The following is a 19,985-nucleotide window of genomic DNA, read 5'->3' on the forward strand; positions in this document are numbered from 1 at the left end:
AGGCACTTATAGAGAGTTAGCAAATTGTCGTAAATGGAGAAGTACCATAAAATAGACTTTTATAGAGATTTAGACAATTATCTAAAGTAAAGGGGATTTTCCCAACAATGAAGCCATTAGCAGAAGAAAAAGAAACAAATAATAAACCAGTAGCAAAAGCTATGATCGAAGAAAATGTTGAAGAAGAAATAGATTTATCTAAAGTAAAAGTAGAACCACTATTTGAAGATATGGTAGACTTTGAAACATTTTCAAAATCTGACTTTAGAGCTGTAAAAGTAAAAGCTTGCGAAGAAGTTCCAAAGTCAAAAAAACTTTTAAAATTTACATTAGATGATGGCTCAGGCGAAGATAGAATAATACTATCAGGAATTAAAAATTATTACACACCAGAAGAACTTCTAGGCAGAACACTTATTGCAATAGTTAACTTGCCACCAAGAAAAATGATGGGAATTAACTCATGTGGAATGTTACTATCAGCAATTCACGAAGAAGAAGGCGAAGAAAAACTAAATCTTCTAATGGTTTCAAATAGAATACCAGCAGGAGCAAAAATATATTAACAATAAATAAAAATGAAAGGCTGAGGTAAAAACTTCAGTCTTTTTTTATTGCCTAATATTCTTAATAAGTTTATTTTCTGGAATATAAGAATTATTTGATATAATAAATATTATATAGAAAAGGTATTATAACAGGCGATTCAAATTCTAAATATAAAAAATAATTACTTAGATTTATTAAATATAAGAAAAATAAAATCTATAGTATAGAATGCAGCTGAAATATTTTATGAGGGGGATAAAATAGTGAAAAAGAATAAGATTTTAAAAATACTATTCTTTGTATACTTCTTATTGCTTATATGATTAGTGGTATTTAAATTAAATTTTTCCATTGCAAATATTCATAAAGTTAGAGATATTAATTTAATACCTTTCCATTATGAAAATGTGATAAAAGGAGATATTCCTTTGTTTGAAGCTTTTTTAAATATTTTAGTTTTTGTACCCTTAGGTTTTCTGTTTGAAAAAGCATTTAAAATAAAAACATTTAAAGAAATATCAATTCTTGCAGCAATAAGTCTCATATTTGAAGTTACACAGTATATACTAGCAATTGGAGCTACAGATATAACTGATTTAATCACAAATTCATTAGGAGGAGCAATTGGAATTGGACTAGCAAATTTGTGCTCAAAAAATAAGTGAATATAGAATATTTAATGATAAACTTATAAAAATCAGCTATGGAATATTGAATATTAGTATAGAAAGAAATTTTTAGACAATAAGAATAATGTTTTTCATTTGATAAAACAAGCCAACCAATTTATATTTAACAGAAATATTTCCAAGGAATTTTTATAAACTAAAGACTTCTTTGGAATATTATTTCTATATCTTGTTCAATCTTCTTGTATAATGAACCATTCTTTAATCTGATTAATTATGTTTTGTATTTCTTATTTATTAATTGTAAAATGTAATTAGTTCATTTGTTTCCTATTGGTTATTTTATTTTAATCAAAAACATTATACCAGTTTTGGTTTTAAATGACTTATTCTTTTTATACAATTATATATGGATTTTATCAATTTTTAATATGATATAATCAAATTAAATATCTTCATGCCGGGATATAAATGCACGATATTGATACGATTTAGATTGAGTCGCCCATCATTAAAATCTAACCAAACTGGAATATAAATATTTCATGTGCGATTGTAAACCTATAGCGACCATAGCAATAAAATCTAACCAAACTGGAGTATGAAACTAAATTTAACCACTATATATATTTTTAAATATTTTGAAAAAATAAAATATATTTTATATAATTATTTAAATGATAATTTTTTAAAAGGTTGGGTTTTATGAATCTTTTTATTAAGTGTTTTGATGAGCTCACCACTAAAGAGCTTTATGAAATTTTAAAACTTAGAGTTGATATTTTTGTGGTCGAGCAGAATTGTGCTTATCATGAGTTGGATGGCAAGGATTATGAGAGTGTGCATATTTTCTATAAATCTGAAAAAGAGATTGTGGCATATCTTAGGGTTTTTGCTGATGATTGTGATAAGAGTATTGTTCGTATTGGTAGAGTTATAAGTAAGTATAAGAAAAATGGACTGGGCAATATGCTAATGTTAAATGCTATAACTTTTATAGAAGAAATGAAAAAATACAACAAGATATTTTTGGAAGCGCAAGTTTATGCTATTGGTTTTTATGAACAGTTTGGATTTGCTATTGTTGGTGAAAAATTTTTGGAAGATGATATAGAGCATATTGGCATGGAGATTATTTTATAATTCTTTTGATAATTATTTTTTGTAAATTTTACTGTTTTGATAAAATTAAATCTATCACTTGCTTGAATTTTTATTTCTATTAAGTAAAAACCTCTAATTTAGAGGCTTTTTTTATTATTTTTCTTGCACTCTTTTTCCACTCATATGCTCTATTTTTAATGAAAAAATTTGTACCGCTTTGAAGCTTCTTTCTATTGCATCGTTTATATCTTCTTTATTAGGATAATATTTTGATGCAAATGTCCTTATCTTTTCTAAAGCTATTTTTTCATCATAAATCATATCTATTTTGCCAAATGTTATACAACTTGATATATAATAAGACCATCCGTCTTCTGAGATTGTTCCTTCATCATAAGTGACAAAACAACTTTTATTTTCGTTTTTTATGCTTTCTATTTTATATCCTTTTTTGGAACTGTGAAAGTATATTTTATTTTCTTTTTCTTCGTAATAGAAATTTATTGGAAATGAATAGGGATAGCCTTCATCGCCTATGAGTGAAAGGACTCCTCTTTTGTTTTTCTTTAATAATTCTTTACAATTTTCTATTGATATTTCATTTTTCTTTTTTCTAATATTTCTAAACATTTTACACCCTTTATTTTTAATATTTTTGCAATACTTTAACAAAAAATTAACAATTCTTGTATATCTATTAATTATATTATATCATTATTTATAATATATTAGTTTAAATTGATAAAATATTAAATTTATACATAGGGGGATTGTTGTGAGTAGATTGGAATTAGTTACGCCGAGTAAGGCAAAAATTGTTGTTGACGACATTTATGAAAACTTGAGGCAGCGAATTGAATCCTCTCCGCCAAGTTTGTGTCCTGTTGATATTACTAGGGTTTTTATTGAAATGTGTCATTCTCAAACTTGTGGCAAGTGTATTCCATGTAGAGTTGGATTAAAACAGCTCAAGAAACTGCTTACGGATGTTCTTGATGGTAATGCGGATATGGATAAATTAAATCTTATTGAAGAAACCTCGAAATCGATTGCAGAAACTGCTGATTGTGCTATTGGTTATGAGGCAGCTTATATGGTCTATAAGAGTATTATTAATTGTAGGGATGATTACGAGGAACATGTCAAAAATGGAAGATGTATCTGTATGACAACACAGCCTGTTCCTTGTGTAGCTCTTTGTCCTGCTAATGTCGATATTCCTGGGTATGTTGCTCTTATTAGAGAAGAAAGATACGCAGATGCTATTTCTCTTATTAGGAAAGATAATCCTTTTCCTACAACTTGCAGTTTTATTTGTGAGCATCCTTGTGAGGAAAGGTGTAGAAGAAATATGATGGACGATTCTATAAATATCAGAGGCCTTAAAAGATTTGCTGCAGATATGGCTGGGGTAGTGCCTACAAAAATGCCAAATGACAATACTGGCAAAAAGGTTGCCATAGTTGGCGGTGGTCCTGCTGGTCTTTCTACTGCTTATTATCTACAACTGATGGGTCATCAAACTACTATATTTGAAATGTTACCAAAGCTTGGTGGTATGCTCAGATATGGTATACCTAATTATAGGCTACCTAAGGATAGGCTTGATGAAGATATAAAAGCAATTCTTGATACAGGTGTTGAGATAAAATATGGTTTAAAAATTGGAAAAGATATTGATATTACAGATTTGAGAAAGGATTATGATGCAGTTTTAATTACTGTTGGTGCTTCAACAGATAAAAAATTAGGGCTTGATGGAGAGGATAGTAATGGGGTTATTTCTGCAGTTAAATTCTTGCGTGATGTAGGTATGGGTATTTCGCCTGATATTAGCGGTAAAAAAGCTGCTGTTATTGGTGGAGGAAATGTAGCAATGGACGCTGTTAGAACTTTGGTTAGATTAGGTGCTAATAAAGTTAGTTGTGTTTACAGAAGAAGAGTTGCAGATATGACTGCACTTCCAAATGAAATAAATGGTGCTTTATCTGAAGGTGTAGAGATGATTACATTAAAAGCACCAGCAAATATAGAAACGGTAAATAATAAATTAAAAGGTGTTTGGGTAAGGCCTCAAATGGTATCTAAAATATCAGGAGGTAGAGCTTCTGTAATAGATAGTGGAGAAGAAGATATATTTATTCCTTGTGATATTCTTGTTGTTGCTATAGGACAAAATATTGAAACTGAACATTATCAAGGGGCTGGGGTGCCAATTGAGAAAGGGAAAATTTTTACACTTCCTAATGGTGGTTTTAGAGGAATTCCAGGACTTTTTGCTGGTGGTGATTGTGCAACGGGTCCTTCAACTGTTATAAATGCAATTGCTGCAGCCAAGGTAATGGCGGCAAATATTGATGAATATTTGGGATATCATCATCAAATTACTTCTAATATAGATATTCCTATACCTAATATCGAAGATAAACTCTACTGCGCAAGAGCAGAATTACCTGAGAGGGAAATGACTCAAAGAGTCAAAGGTTTTGATGCAGTAGAACTCAATATGAATAAAAAAGAGGCTCATCAAGAAGCAAATCGATGTCTTAGATGTGATCACTTTGGTTTCGGAATATTTAAAGGAGGTCGTGAAAGTATATGGTAAATTTAACCTTAGATGATTTAGAACTACGTGTAAGTGAAGGGACTACAATAATGCAAGCTGCAAAAAATGTAGGCATCGAAATACCTCATCTTTGTTATTTAAAAGATTTAAATGAAATTGCTGCATGTAGAGTTTGTGTAGTAGAAATTGAAGGTAAAGATAAATTAATAACTGCATGCAATAATGTAGTTGAAGAGGGTATGATAATATACACGAATAGTCCAAAAGTCATGCTTGATAGAAAAAGAACAGTACAAATGATACTTTCACAACATGACTCTAGATGTGCTACTTGTGTTAGAAGTGGAAATTGTTCTTTACAAAAGCTTTCTAATGATTTAAATATTCAAGATATTCCTTACGAAGAAGATTTGGAAAAGCAAGCATGGGATAATTCATTTCCATTGATTAGAGATTCAAAAAAATGCATCAAATGTATGAGATGTATACAAGTCTGTGATAAAATGCAGAGCTTAAATATTTGGGAATTAGAGGGTACTGGAGAGAGGAGTACTGTAAATATTTCTGGTTCAAGAACAATTGAAAAATCCGACTGTTCTCTTTGTGGACAATGCATCACACATTGCCCTGTTGGTGCTTTGAAAGAGCGTGATGACACAGAAAAATTTTGGCAAGCTATTGCAGATAAAGATAAAACGGTGGTAGTACAAGTTGCTCCAGCGGTCAGGACAGCATGGGGTGAAGAAATGGGTCTTGAAACCGAAAATGCAACTATAAATAAAATTTTTGACGGTCTCAAAAAAATAGGTGTCGATTATGTTTTTGATACAGCTACATCAGCTGATTTAACTATAATAGAAGAGGCAAGCGAATTTATAAACAGATTAAAAAATAATGAGTTAGAAGAAAGACCTATGTTTACTTCATGTTGTCCTGGGTGGTTGAGATTTATAAAAAGTCAATTTCCTAATATGACTAGACAGCTTTCAAGTGCAAAATCCCCAATGCAAATGTTTGGTTCAATTATGAAAACATATTTTGCTGAACAAATTTGTAGGAAATCTGATGATATTTTTACAGTTGCAGTAATGCCATGTTTAGCTAAAAAATCTGAAGCAGAAAAAGAATTTTACTATAAAGAGTTTGCCGGTTATGAGACTGACTGTGTTATAACTACTAGAGAACTTGTGAGGATGTTTAGAGCTTGTCATATAAACCCCAAAGCTCTACAAAATATAGAACCGGATAGTATATTCAAAGATAGTTCAGGTGCAGGAATAATATTTGGTGCAACAGGTGGAGTGATGGAAGCTGCCCTTCGTACAGCCTATTTTGAGTTAATGGGTGAAAATTGTGAACCTGATGCCTTCGATGTTATAAGGGCTAGTTCTGGTGAAACTGGAATTACTGAGGCTAGATTTAAATTAAATGGGATGGAGCTTAAAGTGGCGGCAGTAAGTGGTTTATCTAATACAAGAAAACTTTTGAAAGATATTGAAAGTGGTATTAAGAATTATCATTTTGTTGAAGTTATGGCTTGCCCAGGGGGCTGTGTTGGTGGAGGAGGTCAACCTATTCACGATGGTGAAGAACTTGCTTTTGAAAGAGGAAAGAATTTATATTTTATAGATAAAAATACTAAAATTAGATATTCTCATGATAACTTAGATATTAAAAGACTCTATGATGAGTATTTAGATTATCCTAATAGTGCAAAAGCTCATATGTTACTTCATACGGACCATAATTCGTGGGACATGCCTAGAAGTCCTAAGAGGGACAGACATGGTTATGTCATAAGTGATTATTAATAATTAAATATTGATTTTAATTATGAAGTGGTCGATAGTTTATTTTAATAAAATGGCGAGAATTTTTTGATGATAAATATTTTATTAATATTTATGAAAGTTTTTAAACTAAATATAGTTTTTCAGTTAGCATTATATTATAAAGACCAATAACTCATGTTATAATGGAATTGGAAGAATGTAATTGGGATTTTAACAGGAGCTATATGTTATTTTTAAACCTTAATTATTTTGTAAAAACAGTTGAGTGTAAAAGTTTTACTTTAGCAGCTGAAGAGCTTTTTGTTAGTCAATCAGCTGTCAGTAAATCTATAAAAAATTTAGAAGATGAATTAAAAGTTAATTTAATTGATAGAAATTATAGAAATTTTACTTTGACAAGACAAGGTGAAATTGTATATAAATTTGCCAAAGAGATTATCAATAATTATGAAATAAAAAAGCAAGAGATGCTAAAAAAATTAGATGAATCAGATGATGTACTTAAATTTGGATTGCCACCTGCAGCAGGCAGTATATATTTTTATTCAAAAATTTTTGAGTTTAAAGAGAATTGCCCAAATATTGATTTAAAAATTGAAGAGGTAACTGCTCCATTTATTGTTGATAAATTGTTGAATAATATAATCGATGTAGGTGTTGTAATTAGCCCTTTTGAAGATGATAAATTTGAAATTTTAAATGTTTTTGATTCGGAGTCTATATTAGTGGTAAGTGAAAAGCATCGACTTGCTAAAGAAAAAGAGGTTGAATTTAGTGAACTCTCTGATGAGAAATTTATTCATGTGACCAAAGAATTTATGTATCATGATGTATTTTTAGAAAAGTGTAAAGAGGCCGGGTTTGAACCCAATATAATTTTTCAGAGTAAACAGTGGGACTTAATACTTGCTATGGTTTCTGAAAATCAAGGAATCACTATACTACCAAAACCTCTTGTTGAAAAATATTATATAGATAATATAAAAATGGTGAAACTTACTAAGCCAAGCTTTCCTTGGTCTTTGCTTTTAATATATTTGAAAAATCAATATATGCGTGAATCTATGAGATGTTTTATTGAATTATTTTATGATGATATTTAAATTGAATACAATACTTTTATAATTTATTGTGTGATGAATTATTTTCATGAACTATTACTAATGGATATCCTATTATAAAACAGAATATGTTATATTTGAAAGGCAGAATTTTTGAGTATAACATATTCTGTTTTTGTACGTTTATAGGATTTAAAGAAGGAGGGAAAACAATGTCAGAAAAGTATATTAAGTCTAATATATCTAATGAGATAGTTCATACCACTTCTAAGTCAATTATTATTGAAGTTATCATGTTTTTCACTTATGCTTTTTTTGCAGTAAATTGGATTGCAGGCAGCACGCTTACGCCGCAGATAATGGAGTATTTTCAATTAGAAGATTTTACTTCTGCTACTTTTATTTCCAATGCAATAACTGTGGCAAAAATCATTGGTAATTTCATGGCGGCATATATTTTAAATAAATTGCTGCTTAGAAAGTCTATTGCATTAGGTTCATTATTAATTGTTTTGGGTAATGTCATAGCGATTTTTGCACCGACTTATCCAATTTTTGTGATTGGTAGATTTGTTATGGGATTTGGGGGAGCATTACATATTGTTTACTTCAGTCCAATTGTTGTTAAATTCTTCTCGCCACATGATAGAGCGGCTGTCAATGCAATCAATTCTGCTGCTTATACGGCTGGTGGTTTTATTGCTCTTATTATAGCAGGGCCTGTTATTAACTGGTTAAGTACTTGGCAAAAAAGCCTTGGTTTCTTTGCTATAATTAATTTTGTGCTATTCGTTTTATGGCTTATTTTTGGTAAAGATATCGATAGCATTACAGATTCTAAAAATGATTCAAAGGATAATAAATATTCTATTATTGATGCGATGAAAGAAAAGATATTTTGGTTTTTACCTTTAACATATTCAGGTGTATTAACTTTTTATTTAGTTTTACTAAATATATTTCCAATTTCTGGATATGCTGTCATCGACTCAAAAAAATTGAGTGCTCTAATTACAGTGGGTGGACTTTTGGGAACTGCGATAGCTATGGCTCTTTCTAAGAAATACTCTAAAAGAATTCCTGTTATAAGAATTTCTGGAATATTTGTCACTTTAAGTGGTTTTATCATGTTAAGAGCAAATAGTGGTATTGTTGCTGCAATTTCTGCTATTAGTGTGGGTATATTTATGTTTGTGCCTATGACTTCACTGATGATGATTCCACAAGAATTAAAATCAATGACTCCAAATAAACTCACTGCAGTAATGGGGCTTTTTTGGTTAGTATCTTATGTAGTTGAAACTATTATGTTTTTTGTAATTGGAAAAGTAATTGATGCCAATGGTTATAGTGCGGGGCTTAATCTTGCACTTATTCTCAGCTTGACATTTTTTATAGGTTCTTTTTTATTGCCTGAGACAAATAAAAATTGACTTGGAAAATAACAAAAATAGTGGACGTATAGCACGCCCACTATTTTTATTTATAAATTTATATAGTCATTTAACACTACAGTTAGATTATTTTTTTCTAAATCTTTTTTTATTTCTTTTACAGTTCTAGTATCATTTATTAAAAACTGTTCATCGCCTTCATCTTCGTATTCTATATTGCCACTTCTTCTGCCAATTCCTGTATCTACACTTGCAGATAATTTAGTAGCACCAAATTTTGTTGCTAAATCTCTAAAAACTCGACTTTCTCTTGTTGATATTGTTATTGAAGCATAGGGAAGAAATAGTCTTGTGGCACACATTATTTGGAATAACTTTTTCTCTGATACATCTACTAAATTCAAATGTTCTATGCCAACAGTTGGTCTAATTCTAGGCAGTGATATGGATATTTCAGCATGAGGATATTTATTTTGTAATAAATTTGCATGTAGTGCCATACAAAAAGCATCTTTTAAAGGATTGGAAAGACCAAATAAAACTCCGAATCCCACACCTCGAATACCGGCAAGTATTGCTCGTTCCTGCGTATTTAAACGATAAGATAAACTTCGCTTGTTGCCATCAGGGTGATAAAAGTCATAGTTTGTTTCGGCATAAGTTTCTTGAAAGACCGTTACAAAATCAGCTCCACATTTTTTTAGATATTTATAATCACTAATATTTGCGGGATATATTTCTAATCCAATGACTCTAAAATATTTTGTTGCAAGTTTTACAGCTTCGCCAATATGTTCTATAGAAGAGTTTTTATTGGATTCACCAGTTAAGATTAGTATATCTTCAATACCTTCTTCAGCAAGATAAATCATCTCTTTTTCAATTTCTTCTAAATTTAGTTTTGTTCTTTTGATTTTTGAGCCTACCTTAAACCCACAATATTTACAGTGATTTTCGCAATGATTAGCTATATAAATTGGTGAAAAGAGATAGACATTGTTGCCAAAATATTTTATTCTCTTTTGATGTGCTTTTATTGCAATTTTATCTAAATATTTTATTGCTTCATCAGAAATTAAATTGTAGAAATCAAACTCGTCAAGGCTATCTTTTTCTAAAGAAGATAATATTTTTTCTTTGGTCACTTTATAATTATCTAAGAATTTTAATTTGTCTTTGATTTCATCTTCAATACTAGAGTCGATTTTTTCCATATATGGGTAATAATCAGTGACTTTATCTAGTTTCATCATCGAAAAAATCCCTTAATGGTGAAGATGGGTCGGCTCCTTCTTGTAAAATTCTTCCTGGCTTAGATAAATAAGCAAGTCTGCCAGCTTTGATGCCAAGTTTAAAAGCTTCTGCCATCATAGTGATATCTGATGCTGTTGCAATTCCAGTATTTGCCATGATAGCAGCTGCACCCATTTCCATGGCTTCTGCTGCATGGGAAGGAACTCCAATTCCTGCATCGACAATTACAGGTAAATCAATTTCGTCTATTATTATTTTGATAAAAGCTTTAGTTTGAAGGCCTTTATTGCTGCCAATAGGGGAAGCAAGTGGCATGATAGAAGCGGCTCCAGCTTTTTCTAAATCTCTTGCTACATTTAAATCAGGATACATATATGGAAGTACTACAAAGCCCTCGTCTGCTAATATTTTAGTAGCTTTAATTGTCTCTTCATTGTCAGGTAGCAGATATTTTGTATCGCGCATTATTTCTATTTTGATATAATTTCCACAACCCATTTCTTTAGCTAATCGTGCAATTCTTATGGCTTCATCGGCATTTCTTGCACCAGAAGTATTAGGGATAATAGTTACATGTTTGGGTACGAAATTTAATATGTTTTCAACATCATTTGTATTCGCTCTCCTAAGAGCTACTGTAATCATCTCACATTCAGCACTTTCAACAGCAGCTTTTATTAGTTTTGGGGAATATTTTCCTGATCCCAAGATAAATCTCGAGTTAAATTCTTTGTTTCCTAGTTTAAATTTGTCCATGTTTTTCTCCTTTGATTAATAATTTTATTGCCTCAATTGCTTGAATGGAAGCAATTAAATTAACTTTTGGTGAATACAGCCCTAAGTCTTCTTCAGAGCAAAAATCACCAACGACTTTTATATTTGAAAAGTCCTTAGATTTTATACCATCATAATTTAATCCTGCAACACCTGAGGCACATATTAATTTTTTGTCTTGTCTTTTTAAAAAATAATCAAATAACATAGTCTTGGATAATTTGTCGTCAAAAGCTTCTATAAACACATCAGATAATTCAATGTATTTATCTAAATTGTTCTCGTTTAATTTAATTTTAAATGCATTTATTTTTATGTAGGGAATTGCATCTAAAATATGCTTTTTACAAGCTACTACTTTGAAATGTCCTAAATCTTTAATTTCGTAGTTCTGACGATTGAGATTAGAATAATCTACTTTGTCATAGTCGAATATATTAATTTGTGAAACACCGGCTCTTGCGAGCATAAATGCTATATTGGAGCCCAAACCACCACATCCAAAAATAGTAATTTTAGAATTAGACAATTTTTTATTAATATAATCACATTGACGCGATAATACTTTGTCTCGAATAATCAACCACCTCCAATAAAGGAAAAAACTTCAATATTCATATTATCTTTTACCTGAAAAAATTTGTATTCTTCTCTTTTTACTAAATTTTTGTCAACTTCAATTACAACTAATTTAGGATTGTAATTATTGTTTTCTAAAAAAGAATAAAGAGAGACTTCTTTTTTAAGTGAAACTTTTTTTCCATTGATTGTTACCATTTTCATCTCCTCATAATAAAAAAAGATACACCAAAAATGACGTATCTAAACAGAACTATATCCCTACGTTGGCATTATCCAAATCAGGTTCTGGGTCAAGACGTCAGTCTACTCTCAGCAAGCTCATGCAAGCTCCCCATGAATATTTAATTATTTAAATTGATTATATTACTTAATATTTTTATTGTCAATTCTCATGCTAATACTTATATATTAGTATGTAGAATATTAACTAAACTAAAAAATAATACAAGATATTATAGCTTCAAGAACTTTAGAAATAATAAATATATAATCTGCACATTTTATAATAAAAAGGCGTACTCTAATCATCTATAGTAGATAAATAAAAGTACGTCTTTTATAATTTTTAAATTTGATTATATACATTATTTTTTATCGTATTTGATATAAAATCATATATCTGTTTTTTTGACACTAGGTTTAATTGTGTGTTTTTTGCCGTTGCTGCTAACAAGGTATAAGGTGCAATTACAAATAACTATTATAGATAAAACTTGGATAAATGTAATTTTTTCACCAAGCAGAGCAATTCCTATTAAAACAGAAGTTATAGGTTCAAAAGTACTCAATATAGAAGTATATTTAGCGCCAATTGAAGCTATTGCTCTTTGATAAAGTGAAGTTGCACCTAAAGTTAAAATTACAGAATAGACAATTGCAATAATCCATTCTCTTCCACTTAAATCCAATTTTATATTCTCTTTTGTTATGACAGAATAAATTATAAGTATAATAGTAGAGAGTAAGTTCACATAAAATAGTCTAGCGTTTTTATTAATTGATTTTAACCCATCATTTTCTAAAGTATAAGAATATATGCTGTATGTTAGAGCAGAAATGAGAGCTAAAATTATGCCATAAATATTAATTGAGGATTTTGAATTAGCTAAAAAAGGTATTGCAAGGGTGCACATAATAATAGCTTCCATCTCTCCAACATGTGGTATCTTCTTCATTTTAATAGATACCATTATAAATATAATAACTGGATAGGCGAAGTGAATACTTGTCACAGCACCTGAATCCATGTGATTACATGCCTTAAAAAGAGTAAGACTTGTAAATACAAATCCTAATGATGCAACAAACAACAACTTGGCTTCTTTAAAAGATATTTTAAAAGGCTGCTTTTTTGCTTTGCCAATTATAAAAATAAATCCTAGTGATAAACACATTCTACAAAATGCAGCCGATATTTCATTTGCTCCAAAACTATAAATAAATTTTGTAAAAAGAGGCATTGCCCCGAAAATTGTCGCAGAAAATATGGCTTCAATAATACCACTTTTTTTAATAATTAGCCCTCCTTATTGTTTTAAATTAAATTGGTCCATAACCTATTACGGTTGCAACAACTAGTACAATTGAACATACTAAATACCACCATAATAATAATTTGAAAAACCATTTCATCCATTTTCCATAAGAAAAACCACCTATGGCAATGGCTGCCATTAAATCTCCAGCTGTTGGAGTTAAAAGGTTTGTAATACCATCTCCAAATTGGAAAGCCATAACTGCCGTTTGACGAGTAAGACCAGTAACATCAGCAAGTGGAGTCATAATCGGCATACTCACAACTGCTTGTCCAGTTCCAGATGGAATAAATACATTTATAGCACTTTGGAAAATAAACATACCTATGGCAGAAATTTCTAGTGGAAGTCCCATAACAAATTTTGAGAATGCATTTACTATTACGTCTAGGATATTTCCGTCCATCATAATTATAGTAATAGCTCTAGCAAATCCAACGCAAAGAGCTGCATACAAAAGATTGCCAGCTCCTTTAACAAATTCTTCAGCAATTTCATTTACACTTAGACCACTAATAAGGCCCATAATAATACCAGAACCAACAAATACAGCTGCTATTTCAGGTAAATAAAAATCATAATTTATAACACCGTATACTAAGACAACAATTGCTAGAAAAAATGTTAATAAAACTAATTTATGTTTTCTGGTAAATTTGACTTCCTCTGAAAGTAAATTACTTTCACGATAAGGAGATTTTAAGTCTTCTTCATAAACCACAGATAGTTTTGGATTTTTTAAAATTTTACCAGCATAACGATAAATATAAATTATTGTTGTGATTAAAAGTGCAACAAATGCTACAACTCTAAGTCCAATTCCAGAATATAATGGAACATTAGAAATTTTTTGTGCTGTAGCTATAGTAAATGGATTTAATATCGCACCAATATAACCAATTCCAACTCCGCACATTCCCAGGGCAACCCCAGTTATGGAGTCAAACCCTAGGGCCAAACATAAAGTAATTTGAAGAGGCAAAAATGCAAGACATTCTTCAAAGTTACCTATGATAGCACCACCTAAGCCCCAAAAAGCTAAGATAACAGGGATTACCATTCTTTCTTTTCCTTTTAAATTAATTATGGCCGCTTTTAATAGAGAATCTAGGGCGCCAGTTCCTTTTAATATTCCAAATATTCCACCAATTATTAATAAAAAGTTTATTATTTCGGCGGATTCGTTCAAACCTTGTGGAATTGCTTTCAAAATACCCCAAGGAGAAACAGGGCTGTTGTCAACATGATGAAAACTATTCGGATCAGCCACTTCAACTTGTGTTATTGGATCAACTACTCTTGTATATTCACCTGCAGGCAATATGTAGGTAAGTAGTGACGCAACAATCAACAGGATAACGATTAGTACCAGTGCATCTGGAGCTTTTAGTTTAAATTTCTTTTTCATAAATTACTCCTAATTCTGATTGAAATATTATCGTGATTATATTATAATTATAGTTATAGAAAATAAGATTGTCAATGATTTTTAAAAATTTTTGGAGGTTTCTATGAAGTTAAAAGAAAAAAGAATGATGAGTTATTTTATTGAAGCGACTCGTGAAATAATAGATGAAGAAGGTATTAATAAAGTAACAATTAGAAGAATTGCAGATAAATCAGGATATAATTCAGCTACATTATATAATTATTTTAAAAATTTAGATGTGCTATTGATTTACGCATCTATTTCATATTTTAAAGATTATATCGAAGATTTGAGGAGAAGGGTAAATAAAGTAAAAGATCCTATTGAAAGATACGTAGCAATTTATGAAGTGTTTAATGATTTTAGTTTTAAGTACCCAGATATATATTTTAATATGTTTTATGGAATATATAATGATATGTTATCAGATATAATTAAAGAATATTATTTGATATTTCCTGAAGAATTAGAAGAAGTTGATGAAGATTTATCTACAATGCTCACTTCAGGTGATATGTATAAAAGAGATCAGGCAATAACAAAAGAATTTAAGTGTTTAGGGTTTTCACAAGAAGATGTAGATTTTATTATTGAAACTACAATTAGGGTTCATACTTCATATCTGCATCAAGTAGTAATCAATAAAAATATTGACAAAAAAGCACATAGCGAGTCATTTATTGTATATTTGAAAGAATTGATAAAAAGGGTAGGAGATAATAATGAGTAAAGTTTTAGAATAATTTTTAGAAATTACAAAAATACCAAGACCAAGTTTTCATGAAGAAAAAATCAGAGATTATATTTATGAATTTGGGAAAAAATTAAATTTAGAAGTTTATAAAGATAATTATAAAAATGTTGTCATTAGAAAAAAAGCAAGCAAAGGTTATGAAGAATATGTTCCGATTGCTTTACAAGTACATATTGACATGGTCTGTGAAAAAGCTCCTGGTGTAGAAATTGACTTTTTAAATGATGGCTTAAAATATTTTATAGATGGGGACATAGTATCAACGCATGGGAGAACAAGTCTTGGAGCAGATAATGGCCTTGGTATAGCCTCAATACTGACAATTTTAAGTGACAACTCGCTCAAACATCCAGAAATTGAAGCAATATTTACCAGCTCGGAAGAAGAAGATTTTTCGGGAGCGGCAAATTTAGATGGGGATATATTAAAAGCACGACATATATTAAATTTGGATCATTGTGTAGAAAATGAAATATTATCTTCTAGTGCTGGTGGAATAACTGTTACATCGACCAAGAAATTAAATAAAATACAAAATGACGATTTGAAGCCATTTACAATTACATTATCAGGTCTACTAGGAGGTCATTCTGGAGAAGATATACACAAGGGACGTGGAAATAGTAATATACTTTTATTTAGATTTTTGAAATATATAGACATGCCTTTCGATATTAACTCGATAAATGGTGGTAGTTTCAGATTGGCTATACCTAGAGAAAGTAGTATCACTATAGGCATAGAAGATGAAACACAATTATTAAAAAAAAGAGATGAATTTTTAGAAATACTCAAATTAGAATTTCCTAAAGTAAAAGATTTAGATATTAAGATAGAAAAAACTTCAGCAAATTACTATTATAATAATCAATTTAATAAAGAAATCATCAATTTTATTTTGTTATTGCCAGTTGATGTAGTATTTCTTTCGAATTTTTTTGATAAAATGGTCGATACTTCAAATAATGTCGGTGAAATTTATATAAAAAATGATAATTTAGTAGTAATATCTGATATAAGAGCAAGTTATGACTCACAAAGATCATTTGTTGTAGATAAAATAACTGCTTTATCAGAAATTTTAGGTTTCAATTATGAAGTTTGGGGACCTTACTATTCATGGGCGTTTAAAGAAGACTCACCACTTAGGGATTTAGCCCAAGAGATTTATAAAGACATCTTTGATAACTTAAAAATAGTACCAATACATGCAGGGCTTGAGTGTGGATTTTTTGCTGCAAAAATAAAGAATGCAGATATAATCTCAATTGGACCAAATTAATGGGATTTTCACAGTCCTGACGAAGCATTTAGTATAAAGAGTTTGAATAAATTTTACGAAAATTTATTAACTATATTAAAAAGAGCGAAATTTAAAGAATAAAAACAGTATTTTAACATAAAATATATTTGATATAATTAATTAGGTGATAAAATGAAGAAATTATTATTTAATATATTTGATAATTTATGTTTTAGTGAAAAAGAAGAAATTCTAAATTTAATTTATGAAGATGACTCTTTAAAAATAATAAGGATACTATCATTAAATCAAATTACGAAAGTATATGACCAAGAGGAATTAGAGATAGTATTGTTATTTGATGGAGAAGCTAGTATAAAATTTGATGATGAAATTGTCGATTTGAAAAAAGGCGATGTACTTAAAATACCACCTCACACAAAGCATAAAGTTATTAAACAAAAAAGAGCAGTTTGGTTTTGTGTATTCAAGAAGTAGGTAAAAATGTCAAATAGAAATACGAAAAATAATAAAAAAATAACAATAGTCATATTACTTGTATTGACAATAATAGGTTCATTACTTGGTGATATAAATATAATAAAAGATTACGAAAAAAGTAGTGGACTTGGTCATGGTTTTTCAAGCTTATTAGAAGATTTAGGTATATTTAATAGAAATAAGTATAAGGTAACAGAACATTCCAAGTACTATGTCATAGATAAAAATCCTCCACATTTTAGTAAAAAAGATTTAGAGAATAGAAAAGTATTTGAAAAGTATTCTCCTCTTGATAAATTAAATAGAGTAGGACCAGCGAATGCTCTTTTAGGAAGAGAACTTATGCCAACCGAGAAGAGAGGAGATATATCTAAAGTATATCCTACTGGTTGGAAGCAAAAAAGATATGACTTTATAGATAATAAAATGCTCTATAATAGATGCCATTTGATTGGATTTCAACTAGCAGGAGAAAATGATAATTGGTTAAATTTAATGACAGGAACAAGATCTTTCAATACAGAAGGGATGCTTCCTTTTGAGAATGCTGTGGCAAATTACATTAGAGATACAGGAAAAAAAGTAAGATATAGAGTAACTCCGATATTTAGAGAAGACGAACTCGTGGCAAGAGGGGTTATCATGGAAGCTTACAGCGTTGAAGATGGAGGCAAGTCTATTAATTTTAGAGTCTTAGTCAAAAATATAGAAGAAGGCGTAAATATTGATTATAAAACTGGTAGGAGTAAAATAATAAAATAATGATTGACAGTGATACTTTCTGTGATATAATACCTAAATTGAAATAAGAAATTAATCGAGGGATGTATTATGAGACTTAGAAAGAAACACTTTGCAATACCTGAAATGCACGAAAATCCCTATGTTTACTTTGATGGTGAAAAAAACAAAGGTCATTGGGCTGAAGTTTTTGGAAACAACAATCCAATATATTTGGAAATAGGAGCAGGCAAAGGGAAATTTACGATAGAATCAGCAAAACTTCATAAAGATATAAACTATATTATGGTAGATTTGGAAACAAATGCCCTAATATATGCTACTAGAAAAATATTAGAAGAAGAGTTAACAAATGTCAGAGCTATGCCAATAAACGCAGAAAATATTCTTGAATATTTCGCAGAAGGAGAAATGGATAGAATTTATATAAATTTTTGTAATCCATGGCCTAAACTTAGACATCAAAAGAGGAGATTAACATATCCTAGATTTCTAGAAAAATATAAAGTAATTCTGAAAGAAAAATCTCAAATTTATTTTAAAACGGACGACTTAGATTTATTTGAAGCTAGTTTAGAATATTTTAGAGAATCTGGGTTTTCAGAACTTGTTGCAGATTTTGATATGTCAAACGAAGAATATCCTCAGAATATAGTAACAGAATATGAAAAAAAATTTAGAAATTTAGGTATACCAATAAAATTTGGAGTATTTGAACACTACAATTGAAAACCTATATAAATAATTGGTTGACGATATAAAATATAATTTGTATAATATCCATAGGTGATAAACTTATGGATATTTTTAATTTGAAAGAAAAAGTAAAAAATGGATATAAAATAAATAGAGAAGAAGCTATTGAACTTTATAAGTCAGATTATAAAGAACTTACACAATCAGCAGATGAAATAAGAGAATATTTTTGTGGCAGTGATTTTGATATGTGTACTATTATCAATGCAAAAAGTGGGAAATGTTCAGAAAATTGTAAATTCTGTGCACAATCAGCACATTACGATACTCATGTAAAAGAATATGGACTACTGTCTGAAGAAATAATAGTAAAAGACGCTATAGATAAATATAAAAGGGGTATACCACGTTATTCAATGGTGGCAAGTGGCAAAGGCTTGACAGATGAAGATATAGATAAAATCTGCAGAATAACAAATAAAATTCACGAATCTGCACCAGATTTAAAAATTTGCATATCAGGCGGCCTTATATCTGAAGAAGGATTTGAAAAGTTAAAAAAAGCAGGAATAAGAAGAGTACATAATAATCTCGAAACATCAAGAGATTATTTTAAAGAAATATGTTCCACTCATAGCTATGACCAAAAGATTAATACAATCAAAGCAGCAAAAAAAGCAGGAATGGAAGTATGTTCGGGAGGACTTATAGGTTTGGGCGAAAGTTATATTGATAGAATCGATATGGCATTTGAACTTCAAGAATTAGAAATACAATCAATTCCAGTAAATTTATTGAATCCTATAAAAAATACCCCACTTGAAAATAATGAAATACTTTCTATGGAAGAATTAAATCGAACATGTGCTACTTTTAGATTTATAAACCCTAAAGCATCCATAAGATTAGCAGGTGGAAGAGCTTTAATGGAAGAATTTGGAAAAAGTGCATTTAAAAGTGGAGCAAATGCAACTATTTCGGGCGTATTACTTACAACTGATGGAATAACAATAGAAGATGATATGAATATGCTAGATGAATTAAAATATAATGTAAAAGCAGTGTAAAAAAATTAATAAATTATACTTGACAAAGTATTTTAAAAATAGTAAGATATAACAGCTGTCGAAAAAGCAGCTGTTCTTTTTTAAAAAAACTTAGAAAAATTTAAAAAAAGATAAAAAAGTTCTTGACAATGAAATCTGAACTTGATATACTAAAATAGTTGTCGCTAAGACAACTTGCTCTTGTAAGAAGCAAGTAAAGCTTCAATAAAAAAATTAAGTTTTTTGTAAAAAAGACTTGACAAATAAAAATACAAAGAGTATAATGTAAAAGCTGCTAAAAACGCAGCATGAAACATGTTAATTAAATAGTGTG

The 19,985-nt window shown here is 29.7% G+C and carries 19 protein-coding genes, 1 pseudogene and 1 riboswitch; of the genes and pseudogenes, 13 read left to right on the top strand and 7 right to left on the bottom strand.

Features of this window, described 5'->3' with window-relative positions; translation table 11 throughout:
* Positions 1-95 precede the first annotated feature (95 nt).
* From ABID14_RS09400 to ABID14_RS09410, 3 genes and pseudogenes are all read left to right on the top strand, one after another.
* Positions 96-566 (top strand): annotated as a pseudogene (locus tag ABID14_RS09400) (lysine--tRNA ligase); the annotation flags it as partial.
* A gap of 309 nt (positions 567-875) precedes the next feature.
* Positions 876-1,214, top strand: coding sequence for a VanZ family protein (locus ABID14_RS09405; protein WP_354369406.1), 339 nt, complete (start codon positions 876-878; stop codon positions 1,212-1,214).
* A 669-nt stretch (positions 1,215-1,883) separates the two neighbouring features.
* Positions 1,884-2,321, top strand: a complete 438-nt coding sequence (locus ABID14_RS09410; RefSeq protein WP_354369408.1) for a GNAT family N-acetyltransferase — start codon at positions 1,884-1,886, stop codon at positions 2,319-2,321.
* A gap of 114 nt (positions 2,322-2,435) precedes the next feature.
* Here ABID14_RS09410 and ABID14_RS09415 read toward each other — a convergent pair whose 3' ends face one another.
* On the bottom strand, positions 2,436-2,912 hold the full coding sequence (locus tag ABID14_RS09415) for a pyridoxamine 5'-phosphate oxidase family protein (protein ID WP_354369410.1): 477 nt from the start codon (positions 2,910-2,912) through the stop codon (positions 2,436-2,438).
* A 145-nt stretch (positions 2,913-3,057) separates the two neighbouring features.
* Between ABID14_RS09415 and ABID14_RS09420 the strand changes: the two genes are divergently transcribed.
* The 4 genes from ABID14_RS09420 to ABID14_RS09435 all read left to right on the top strand — a co-directional run bounded on the left by ABID14_RS09420 (position 3,058) and on the right by ABID14_RS09435 (position 9,135).
* Positions 3,058-4,887, top strand: a complete 1,830-nt coding sequence (locus ABID14_RS09420; protein WP_354369412.1) for an NAD(P)-binding protein — start codon at positions 3,058-3,060, stop codon at positions 4,885-4,887.
* Positions 4,881-6,659 (top strand): [FeFe] hydrogenase, group A, encoded by a 1,779-nt coding sequence (locus ABID14_RS09425; protein WP_354369414.1) that lies wholly within the window; start codon positions 4,881-4,883, stop codon positions 6,657-6,659. Before ABID14_RS09420 ends, ABID14_RS09425 begins: the two co-directional genes overlap by 7 nt.
* Positions 6,660-6,865: 206 nt before the next feature.
* On the top strand, positions 6,866-7,744 hold the full coding sequence (locus ABID14_RS09430; RefSeq protein WP_354369416.1) for a LysR family transcriptional regulator: 879 nt from the start codon (positions 6,866-6,868) through the stop codon (positions 7,742-7,744).
* Positions 7,745-7,914: 170 nt separating this feature from the next.
* Positions 7,915-9,135 (top strand): MFS transporter, encoded by a 1,221-nt coding sequence (locus tag ABID14_RS09435; RefSeq protein ID WP_354369418.1) that lies wholly within the window; start codon positions 7,915-7,917, stop codon positions 9,133-9,135.
* Positions 9,136-9,185: 50 nt separating this feature from the next.
* On the opposite strand, the gene thiH is transcribed toward ABID14_RS09435, so the two are convergent.
* The 6 genes from thiH to ABID14_RS09465 all read right to left on the bottom strand — a co-directional run bounded on the left by thiH (position 9,186) and on the right by ABID14_RS09465 (position 14,649).
* Positions 9,186-10,310 carry a 2-iminoacetate synthase ThiH gene (gene thiH, locus ABID14_RS09440; RefSeq protein ID WP_354369420.1) on the bottom strand — a complete coding sequence of 375 codons (1,125 nt, stop codon included), beginning with the start codon at positions 10,308-10,310 and terminating at the stop codon, positions 9,186-9,188.
* A 22-nt stretch (positions 10,311-10,332) separates the two neighbouring features.
* Positions 10,333-11,106 carry a thiazole synthase gene (locus tag ABID14_RS09445; protein WP_354369421.1) on the bottom strand — a complete coding sequence of 258 codons (774 nt, stop codon included), beginning with the start codon at positions 11,104-11,106 and terminating at the stop codon, positions 10,333-10,335.
* Positions 11,093-11,707 (bottom strand): sulfur carrier protein ThiS adenylyltransferase ThiF, encoded by a 615-nt coding sequence (thiF, locus tag ABID14_RS09450; RefSeq protein ID WP_354369423.1) that lies wholly within the window; start codon positions 11,705-11,707, stop codon positions 11,093-11,095. The genes ABID14_RS09445 and thiF overlap by 14 nt, the downstream gene beginning before the upstream one ends.
* Positions 11,704-11,901, bottom strand: a complete 198-nt coding sequence (gene thiS / locus ABID14_RS09455; protein WP_354369425.1) for a sulfur carrier protein ThiS — start codon at positions 11,899-11,901, stop codon at positions 11,704-11,706. Before thiS ends, thiF begins: the two co-directional genes overlap by 4 nt.
* Positions 11,902-11,944: 43 nt before the next feature.
* Positions 11,945-12,050: riboswitch (TPP riboswitch) on the bottom strand.
* A gap of 267 nt (positions 12,051-12,317) precedes the next feature.
* Entirely contained in the window at positions 12,318-13,223 is a 906-nt protein-coding gene (locus tag ABID14_RS09460; protein ID WP_354369439.1) for a DMT family transporter, read from the bottom strand.
* A 22-nt stretch (positions 13,224-13,245) separates the two neighbouring features.
* The gene (locus tag ABID14_RS09465; protein ID WP_354369427.1) at positions 13,246-14,649 is read right to left on the bottom strand and encodes a YfcC family protein; all 1,404 of its coding nucleotides are present in this window, start codon (positions 14,647-14,649) and stop codon (positions 13,246-13,248) included.
* A 103-nt stretch (positions 14,650-14,752) separates the two neighbouring features.
* Between ABID14_RS09465 and ABID14_RS09470 the strand changes: the two genes are divergently transcribed.
* From ABID14_RS09470 to bioB, 6 genes are all read left to right on the top strand, one after another.
* Positions 14,753-15,400, top strand: coding sequence for a TetR/AcrR family transcriptional regulator (locus ABID14_RS09470; protein ID WP_354369429.1), 648 nt, complete (start codon positions 14,753-14,755; stop codon positions 15,398-15,400).
* Positions 15,401-15,422: 22 nt separating this feature from the next.
* On the top strand, positions 15,423-16,706 hold the full coding sequence (gene pepD, locus ABID14_RS09475) for a beta-Ala-His dipeptidase (RefSeq protein WP_354369441.1): 1,284 nt from the start codon (positions 15,423-15,425) through the stop codon (positions 16,704-16,706).
* 153 nt (positions 16,707-16,859) lie between these two features.
* On the top strand, positions 16,860-17,165 hold the full coding sequence (locus ABID14_RS09480; protein ID WP_354369431.1) for a cupin domain-containing protein: 306 nt from the start codon (positions 16,860-16,862) through the stop codon (positions 17,163-17,165).
* 6 nt (positions 17,166-17,171) lie between these two features.
* The gene (locus tag ABID14_RS09485; protein WP_354369433.1) at positions 17,172-17,930 is read left to right on the top strand and encodes a DNA/RNA non-specific endonuclease; all 759 of its coding nucleotides are present in this window, start codon (positions 17,172-17,174) and stop codon (positions 17,928-17,930) included.
* A 69-nt stretch (positions 17,931-17,999) separates the two neighbouring features.
* Positions 18,000-18,638 (top strand): tRNA (guanosine(46)-N7)-methyltransferase TrmB, encoded by a 639-nt coding sequence (gene trmB / locus ABID14_RS09490; RefSeq protein ID WP_354369435.1) that lies wholly within the window; start codon positions 18,000-18,002, stop codon positions 18,636-18,638.
* 68 nt (positions 18,639-18,706) lie between these two features.
* Complete coding sequence (bioB, locus tag ABID14_RS09495; protein WP_354369437.1) at positions 18,707-19,672, top strand: biotin synthase BioB; 966 nt, start codon at positions 18,707-18,709, stop codon at positions 19,670-19,672.
* Positions 19,673-19,985: the final 313 nt, after the last annotated feature.

The organism is Peptoniphilus olsenii (assembly GCF_040545475.1).
Classification (GTDB): Bacteria; Bacillota; Clostridia; order Tissierellales; family Peptoniphilaceae; genus Peptoniphilus_A; species Peptoniphilus_A olsenii.